Below are 7,636 nucleotides of genomic sequence, written 5' to 3'. Positions count from 1 at the left end.
GGCGACGTGGCTGCCGAGTTCCGCGCGCATCTGCAGCAACCGGGCCCGGCGCTCGGGGTCCACGCGGCGTCCGCCGCCCGGCGGCCCTGCCGGTGGCGCGTCCGGGGCAAGCCCCTGGGCGGCGGCGGGCACCGCACCGGAAATCCAGGCGGCGGCGAGCAGCAGCAGGGAACGGCGCGGATTGGTGGCGTGCATGGCGAGGTCTCCGGCAAGGGGTGGCACGATCAAAGGTTGCGCTTGTCACGGGCGAATGTCCTGCGCGCAACCGAGTGCAACATGGAAGCTCAGGGCAGCGCCCCGCGCGGCGCGCGTTCCCCTTTCGCCTGCGCCGTGTTAGGTCGCCCCTTTGCCGCCGCCGAAGGATCGCACCCATGTCAGACCAGCCCAACGGGATGGTTCCCGTCCCGCCCGGCCCGCTGGTGCTCAACCTGCAATACACGAAGGACCTGTCCTTCGAGGTGCCCGGCGCGCCCGACATCTTTCTCAACCTGGCCGAGAACCCGCGCCTGGACGTCGCCCTGGACGTCAACGCCCGCAAGCTGCAGGAAGAACACCCGGTCTATGAGGTGGTGTTCCAGGTGCGCGCCGACGCGAAGCTGACCGACGGGCGCACCGCCTTCATCATCGAGCTCGCCTATTGCGGCATCTTCACCGTCAACGTGGCCGCCGACGTGCTGGAGGCAGTGCTGCTCGTCGAGTGCCCGCGGCTGCTGTTCCCCTTTGCCCGCAACATCCTCGCCGATGTGACGCGCGATGGCGGCTTCCCCCCGGTGATGCTGACGCCGATCGACTTCGTCGCCCTGTGGCAGAGCAGGCGTGGCCAGTCCTCCGGCCTCGCGCCGGTGGCGAACGCTTGAACAGCGCGGCGCCGAGCGCATCTGTCGCGGAGGAGACCACCGTCCGGATGGATCACGCCCTGCCCGCCCCGCGCCCGCGCCTGGCCATCGTGCTGCTCAACCTGGGCGGCCCCGATGCGCCGGAGAGCGTGCGCCCTTTCCTGGTGAACCTGTTCACCGACCCCGCGATCCTGCGCGTGCCAGGCTTCATCCGCCCCTGGCTCGGGCGGCTGATCGCCTGGCGGCGGACGAAGCCGGCGCAGGAGAACTACGCGATCATCGGCGGCCGGTCGCCGCTGCGCGAGCTGACCGAGGCACAGGGCCAGGCCTTGGAACTGGCTCTCGCCGGTGACGCGATGGAGGCGCGCTGCTTCATCGCCATGCGCTACTGGCACCCGATGAGCGATGAGACCGCGCGCGCCGTGCAGGCCTGGAGCCCCGATCGCGTGCTGCTGTTGCCGCTGTATCCGCAATTCTCCACCACGACGACCGGCAGCAGCGTGATCGCTTGGCGCGAGGCGGCCGCCAAGGTCGGGCTCTCGGTGCCGACCCAGGTGCTGTGCTGCTACCATTCGGATCCGCGCTTCGCCGGCGGCGTGGCCGCCGCGGTCACCAAATCCTATGCCGAGGCGCGTGCCAGCCTGCCGCCCGAGGTAAAGCTGCGCGTGCTGTTTTCGGCCCATGGCCTGCCCGAGAGCATCGTGAAGTCGGGCGACCCCTACCAGTGGCAGGTCGAGCAGACCGTCGCCGCCGTAGTCGCCCAGCTGGAGATCGAGGGGCTCGATCACGTGGTCTGCTACCAGTCCCGCGTCACGCCGCAGAAATGGATCGGCCCCTCGACCGAGGATGAGCTGGAGCGCGCGGGGGCGGAGAAGGTGGCGCTGCTCGTCTGCCCGATCGCCTTCGTGTCCGAGCATTCCGAGACTCTAGTCGAGCTTGACGTGGAATACCGCGAGGAGGCCGAGCATTTCGGCGTACCCGGATACTTCCGCGTGCCGGCGCAGAATTCCGATCCGGCCTTCATCGGCGCGCTCGCGCAGCTGGTGCGCGAGGCGGAGGCGAGCGACCGCGCGCTGTGCTCCTTCGCCGGGCCGCGCCAATGCCCGAAGAAGTTCGGCGATTGCCCGCATGCGAAGGCCAAGGTGGAAATGCGGGTGCCGGCGACGCAGCCGGCATGATCCGCCGCCCGGCCGCGGTGCTGTTCGACTGCGACGGGGTGCTGGCCGATTCCGAAGCGGTGGTGAACGCGATCGTCGCCGAGTCGCTGACGGCGCTCGGCTGGCCGCTCAGCGCGGCCGAGGCCCAGCATGCCTTCCTGGGCCTGGCGCTGCCCGACATGGTGCCACGCATCGAGGCGCGGGTGGGACCGCTGCCGGAGGACTGGGCCGAAGGGCTTTCACACCGCATCGCCGCGGCGATGACCGAGCGGACGATGCCGATCCCCGGCGCGGTCGAGGCCGTGCATCGCGTCGTCGCGGCCGGGGTGCCGGTGGCCTGCGCATCCAACTCGGCGCGCCTGGAACTGGCCGCGAAGCTGCGCGGGCTGGGCCTTGCCGGCGTGTTCGGCGCGCGCGTGTTCAGCCATGAGGATGTGCGCCGCGCGAAGCCCTGGCCGGATCTCTATCGCGCGGCGGCGGAGGCCTGCGGCGCCTCGCCCGGCGATTGCGTGGTGGTCGAGGACAGCGTGCCCGGCGTGCGCGCCGGGCTTGCCGCCGGCTGCCGGGTGCTCGGCTTCGCGCACGAGACGCCGGCGGCGGTGCTGGCCGCGCTCGGCGCCGAACCGTTTGCGACGATGGCCGAGCTGCCCGGATTGCTGGGGCTCGGTGATTGAAGCGTCGCGCCGCGCTCAGTCGTGCGGCGAAAGGGTCTTGATCAGGTCGAAGACGCGCTTGCGCACCGAGGGGTCGGTGATGCGGTAATAGGCGCGCACCAGCTCCAGCGTCTCGCGGCGATGGAGCGTGTCGTCGTCGAAGCCATCCTGCGATTCGGCAAAGCCCGCGACGCTCGCACGCGTGCTGCGCCCGCCGGGGATTCCGTGCATGTCGTCGAAGAAGAAGCCGATAGGGACGTCGAGGACGCGCGAGAGGTCGAACAGACGGCTCGCACCGATGCGGTTCACGCCGCGCTCATACTTCTGGACCTGCTGGAACGTCAGACCGAGCGCCTCGCCCAACTTTTCCTGGCTCATGCCCAGTAGCGTGCGGCGAAGTCGCACGCGGCTCCCCACGTGCACGTCGATCGGGCTGGGGCGATGCTCGCGCTCCGCGCGTTCCACCGGTTCTTCACCCGCCATTTTTACAACTCCGCCTCGCATCTGATGGCAATCCTATTTCACGAAGGGCGTGTCAATTTGTGGAAGACCGTTCCGTAAACCGCCAACGCGCACGCTCACGTTGCGCAGAGCGTCGCGAGCCGATGCATTTCGTAGCGAATTGATCATGAAGCGTCAACTCTTTTACGAAATATTCAATTTTTAGACACACGGACACGTTGCGGGCTAATCTTTCAGCCACTGGCTGAAGATCCCGTCTTTCGCACCCGCGTCGCGAGAAGCATCCCCAGGGTGGCAATCACAAACGCGAGTGCGCCAGGGAAAGCAACTCCCAAATGCGCGAACAAGGTGGGTGCGCGTGGCGCGGGCAATGGCGCCGAGACACTTCCCATTGCGCCAAGCCCCAGCGAGGCGATTTCACGTCCTCGTGAGTCATAGACCGCGGATACTCCCGTCTGTGCCGCGCGTGCAATCGGCAGGCCCTCCTCGACCGCGCGCATCCGCGCAGCGGCCAGGTGCTGGTAGGGTCCGGCCGAGAGGCCGAACCATGCGTCGTTGGTGATGTTGACCATCCAGGCCGGCCGCTCGGCGCCGAGCACGGCGCCGGGATAGATCACCTCGTAGCAGATCAGGGCCGAGAACGGGGGCAGCCCAGCCGGGGCCATCGCCGTCATGCCGATGCCCGAGGTGAAATCCACCGCGCCCTGGACCAGGCGGACGGGGATGAGGCCGCGCATCGGCATGTATTCGCCGAACGGCACCAGGTGAACCTTGTCGAACCGCCCGGCGACGGCGCCATCCGGCGTCACCGCGACGAGGCTGTTGTAGAGGTGGCGCGGCGTGTTGTCCGGGTTCCATTCGACCGTGACGGCGCCAGCAAGCAGAACCGCGCGCGGATGCAGCGCCTGGGCCGCCACGGCGCGGGCATTGTCGTCCTCGACCAGGCGGAAGGGGCTCGCGGCTTCGGGCCAGATCACCGCGACGCGGGCGCCGGGGGCGCTGGCCTCCAGCGATTGCAGGCCGGCGACGGTGAGCTCCAGGTAGCGGCGGAAGATCGGCACGCGCTGGTCCTCGCGCCACTTCACCTCCTGCGCGACGTTGCCCTGCACGAGCAGGAGCTGGAGATCCTGCGGCGGCGGTTCGGCCGGCGCGAGGCGCAGCGCCCCGAGGCCGGCGATGCCGGCAAGCACGACGCCACCGCCGCCGACCCAGCGCCAGCCGAGCACCGGCAGCCCGGCGAGGAGGATGGTGGCGAGCGACAGCCCGTGCACGCCGACATAGGCCGCCCCCTGCACCGGCAGGGCAGCGAAGGCCCAGACCGAGCCCATCAGGTTCCATGGAAACCCGCCGAACGGGATCACGCCGCGCAGCAACTCCGCCAGCACCCACACACCCGCGAACACGAGCAGGCGCGAAGCGCCGGGGGGCACCAGACGCGCCGCCGCCGCCGGAATGGCCACGAAGGCGCCGAAGGGCAGGGCGAGGGCCGGCACCGCGATCGGCACCAGCCACCAGAAGCGATCGACCTCGGTGAGGATGGCGTAGGTGATCCAGTAGAGCCCGCCGATCCCCTGCCCCCACCCCCAGAACAGCCCGATGAGTGCCGCCCCGCGCCAGCTCCGCGCGCGCCCGATCAGGATGAGCAGTCCGGGGATGGAGATGAGCAGCACCGGCACCGCATGCACCGGCGGCAGCGCCAGCGCCGCCAGAAGCCCCAGCCCGAAGGCCATGCCCAAAGATTTCATGCTGGTTCCCTAGGGCTTCGCTGCGGCGTCTCGGAGCCAAGTGATAAAAAGATAAAGAATGGGGGCTTGGGGGAAATTCTTTTCCCCCGCGCTTGCTGCTGCGTAAAGCACACCCCCGAGACATTTCCGAGCGCGTGCTCTACCAAGCGCGCCATGCTCGACCGCCTCCCCGACACGCCGCATCCGCGCCTCTGGCTCGCGCTGTTCTGCGTGCTGCTGTGGCTGCCTGGCTTCTTCACCATCCCGCCCGGCGACCGCGACGAGAGCCGCTTCGCCCAGGCGACGCGCCAGATGGTCGACACCGGGGACTACGTGCGCATCCGCCTGGGCGATGAGGAGCGCAACAAGAAGCCGGCCGGCATCCATTGGGCGCAGGCCGCCATCGTGCATGTGCTGGAGGCGACTCATCTCGGCGGGCGGGCCGATATATGGGCCTATCGCGGCGCGAGTTTTCTCGGTGCGCTGCTGGCGGTGTTGGCCTGTTTCCACTGGGGCCGCGCCCTGGTCGGCAGGCGGGCCGCCTTCGTCGGCGCCGCGCTGCTGGGCAGCGCGCTGGTGCTGGTGGTGGAGGTGCACATCGCCAAGACCGATGCGGCGCTCCTGGCCTCGATCACCGCCGCGATGGGTCTGATGGGTGCGGCCTACCTCGCGCCGGCCGGGTTCACCGCGCGCCGGGCGGCGGCGTTCTGGGGCGCGCTCGGCATCGGCATCCTGCTCAAGGGCCCGATCGCGCCGATGGTGCCGCTGCTGACGGGGCTGTCGCTATTCCTGATGGACCGCGGCTGGCGCAACGGCACGCCGTGGCTGCGCGCGCTGCGCCCGGCCTGGGGCGTGCCGCTGATGCTGGCCTGCGCCGCGCCCTGGTTCATCGCGATCGGCATCGCCACCGAGGGTCGCTTCTTCGCCGAGGCGGTGGGCGACGACATGCTCGGCAAGGTGGGCGCGGGCGGCGAGCGGCATTGGGGCCCGCCGGGCTTCTATGTCGCGATCTTCGGGGTGACGGCGTTTCCCGCCGCCTTCTTCGTGCTCCAGGCGCTGCCATCGGCCTGGGCGCAGCGGGTGCAGCCGCCGGTGCGCTTCCTGCTCGCCTGGGCGGTGCCCGTGTGGCTGGTGTTCGAGGCGGTGGCGACCAAACTGCCTCACTATGCATTACCGGCCTATCCGGCGCTGATGCTGCTCGCGGCGCGGTGGATGCTGGACCCGCTGGCCACGAAGCCGCGGGCCTGGCTGCGCTGGCTGGCCATCGCCGCGCTGTGGGGCGTGGCGCTGGTGCTGCCGGCGGCCTTGCTCGTGGCGATCTGGCTGGTGGACGGAAGCCGCGTCGACGTCTTCGCGGCCCTGGCGCTGGTGGCCGGCGTGCTGCTCGCGGTGGTCGTCACGCGGGAGGCGCGGGCGGGGCGGTGGGTGCGCGCCGGGCTGTCCGCCGTGATCCTCGCGATCCCGTTCTACAGCGCCATCCTGGAAGGCGCGCTGCCGCGGATCGACGCCGTGTGGCTCGCCCCGCGCGTGGCCGCCGCGCTGCATCGCGCCGACCCCGCGCTGCCGATCCCGGTGCCGCCGGGCCGCTTCGGCATCGCGGGCTACCACGAGCCGTCGCTGCTGTTCGCCACCGGCGGTGCGACGGCGCTGCTGCGCGACGGCACCGCGGCGGCGGCGTTCCTCGCCGAGACGCCGGGCCGCACCGTGGCGGTCAGCGACCGTGACGAGACGCGCTTCCGCGCCGAGGCCACGCGCTTCGGTCTGCGGCCGCGCGAAATGGGCCTGGTGAGTGGCATCAACATCAGCCGTGGGCGCTGGCTCACGCTGCAGCTTTATGGGGTCGAGTAGATGGTCGCCTGGATGATCCAGGTGCTGGGCGATTGGGGCCTGCCCGGCATCTTCTTCCTGATGGTGCTGGAGAACGTGTTCCCGCCCATTCCCTCCGAGGTGATCATGGCGCTGGCGGGCTTCAACGTCGCGCAGGGCCGGCTCACCTTCGTGGGCGTGGTGGCGGCGGGCATCCTGGGCACGCTGGTCGGCAACGCGGCCTGGTATGAGGTGGCGCGCGCGATCGGCGTGGAGCGGGTGCGGCCGCTGATCGACCGCTACGGCAAGTGGTTCGCGATCTCGCCCGAGGATTTCCGCCAGGCGGAGCATGTGCTGGGCAAGTACGGGCCCTTCGCGATCTGTTTCGGGCGGCTGCTGCCGGGCATCCGCACGCTGATCTCGGTGCCGGCGGGGCTGATCCGGATGCCGCGGCTCGCCTTCTACGGCTGGACGGCGCTGGGCACCGGCGTGTGGCTCAGCTTCCTGACCGGGGCGGGGATGGTGCTGGAGGACCACTACGACAAGATCGACAAATGGGTCGAGCCGCTGGGCTATGTGGTGATCGTGCTGTTCGTGGGCGGCTACGTGGCGCATCTGGTGCGCGTCTGGTTGCGCAGCCGCAAGACCAGCTGAGCGGCCTCGGGAGCGTGAGGTCGCGCACCGCACGTTGACCAGAGTGCTGCACCGGGGAGCCGGAGCACGACCCCCCGGCTAGCGTGGGCGGGGCCGCGGCGAGCGGTTCGGGGTCCATTACGCGACACGGCGCGCATTCACGTTCTTGGATTGTCGCGCGCCTTCATCAGCGCGCCGTGCCGCACAGCGCCGACCGAGCGCTTCTGAAGCGACGGCCGCCCGCGCGGCGTCAGTTCCGCGGAGGGTCGCCCGGGCGACGCTGCTGTTGCGGCGGCGGCGCAGCCTGGCGCTGCGGCGGTGGGGGCGCCGGTGCGGCCTGGCGTTGCGGCGGCGGCGGGGGTGCC

General features: G+C 70.4%; 9 protein-coding genes. 5 read left to right on the top strand and 4 right to left on the bottom strand.

The annotated features are described in order from the left end of the window. Positions 1 to 195, bottom strand: a 195-nt coding sequence (locus tag GXW79_RS21225) for a hypothetical protein (RefSeq protein WP_211876457.1), incomplete at its 3' end; no start/stop codon positions are given. Positions 196 to 371: 176 nt separating this feature from the next. On the opposite strand from GXW79_RS21225, the gene secB reads away from it, so the two are divergent. The 3 genes from secB to GXW79_RS21210 are packed head-to-tail and all read left to right on the top strand — an operon-like array spanning position 372 to position 2,667. Continuing rightward, a complete protein-coding gene (gene secB / locus GXW79_RS21220) occupies positions 372 to 857 on the top strand; it encodes a protein-export chaperone SecB (protein WP_211876456.1) in 486 nt (161 codons plus the stop codon). A 47-nt stretch (positions 858 to 904) separates the two neighbouring features. Continuing rightward, the gene (hemH, locus tag GXW79_RS21215; RefSeq protein WP_211876455.1) at positions 905 to 2,014 is read left to right on the top strand and encodes a ferrochelatase; all 1,110 of its coding nucleotides are present in this window, start codon (positions 905 to 907) and stop codon (positions 2,012 to 2,014) included. Continuing rightward, the gene (locus tag GXW79_RS21210; RefSeq protein WP_211876454.1) at positions 2,011 to 2,667 is read left to right on the top strand and encodes an HAD family hydrolase; all 657 of its coding nucleotides are present in this window, start codon (positions 2,011 to 2,013) and stop codon (positions 2,665 to 2,667) included. Before hemH ends, GXW79_RS21210 begins: the two co-directional genes overlap by 4 nt. Positions 2,668 to 2,682: 15 nt before the next feature. Here the strand turns inward: GXW79_RS21210 and GXW79_RS21205 are convergent, their stop codons facing one another. Next, complete coding sequence (locus tag GXW79_RS21205; protein WP_211876453.1) at positions 2,683 to 3,129, bottom strand: helix-turn-helix domain-containing protein; 447 nt, start codon at positions 3,127 to 3,129, stop codon at positions 2,683 to 2,685. A 212-nt stretch (positions 3,130 to 3,341) separates the two neighbouring features. Then, positions 3,342 to 4,853, bottom strand: coding sequence for an apolipoprotein N-acyltransferase (gene lnt, locus GXW79_RS21200; RefSeq protein WP_211876452.1), 1,512 nt, complete (start codon positions 4,851 to 4,853; stop codon positions 3,342 to 3,344). Between the two features lie 153 nt (positions 4,854 to 5,006). On the opposite strand from lnt, the gene GXW79_RS21195 reads away from it, so the two are divergent. Beyond that, positions 5,007 to 6,680 carry an ArnT family glycosyltransferase gene (locus GXW79_RS21195; protein ID WP_211876451.1) on the top strand — a complete coding sequence of 558 codons (1,674 nt, stop codon included), beginning with the start codon at positions 5,007 to 5,009 and terminating at the stop codon, positions 6,678 to 6,680. Next, complete coding sequence (locus tag GXW79_RS21190; protein WP_211876450.1) at positions 6,681 to 7,292, top strand: DedA family protein; 612 nt, start codon at positions 6,681 to 6,683, stop codon at positions 7,290 to 7,292. 137 nt (positions 7,293 to 7,429) lie between these two features. Here the strand turns inward: GXW79_RS21190 and GXW79_RS21185 are convergent. Next, a partial coding sequence (locus GXW79_RS21185) for a hypothetical protein (RefSeq protein WP_211876449.1) occupies positions 7,430 to 7,636 on the bottom strand: 207 nt, incomplete at its 5' end.

The sequence above is a fragment of the Plastoroseomonas arctica genome (assembly GCF_018128965.1).
In the GTDB taxonomy this organism is placed as follows: domain Bacteria; phylum Pseudomonadota; class Alphaproteobacteria; order Acetobacterales; family Acetobacteraceae; genus Plastoroseomonas; species Plastoroseomonas arctica.
Note: the sequence above shows the minus strand (reverse complement) of the source record. Positions and strands in the feature narration are given on the sequence as shown.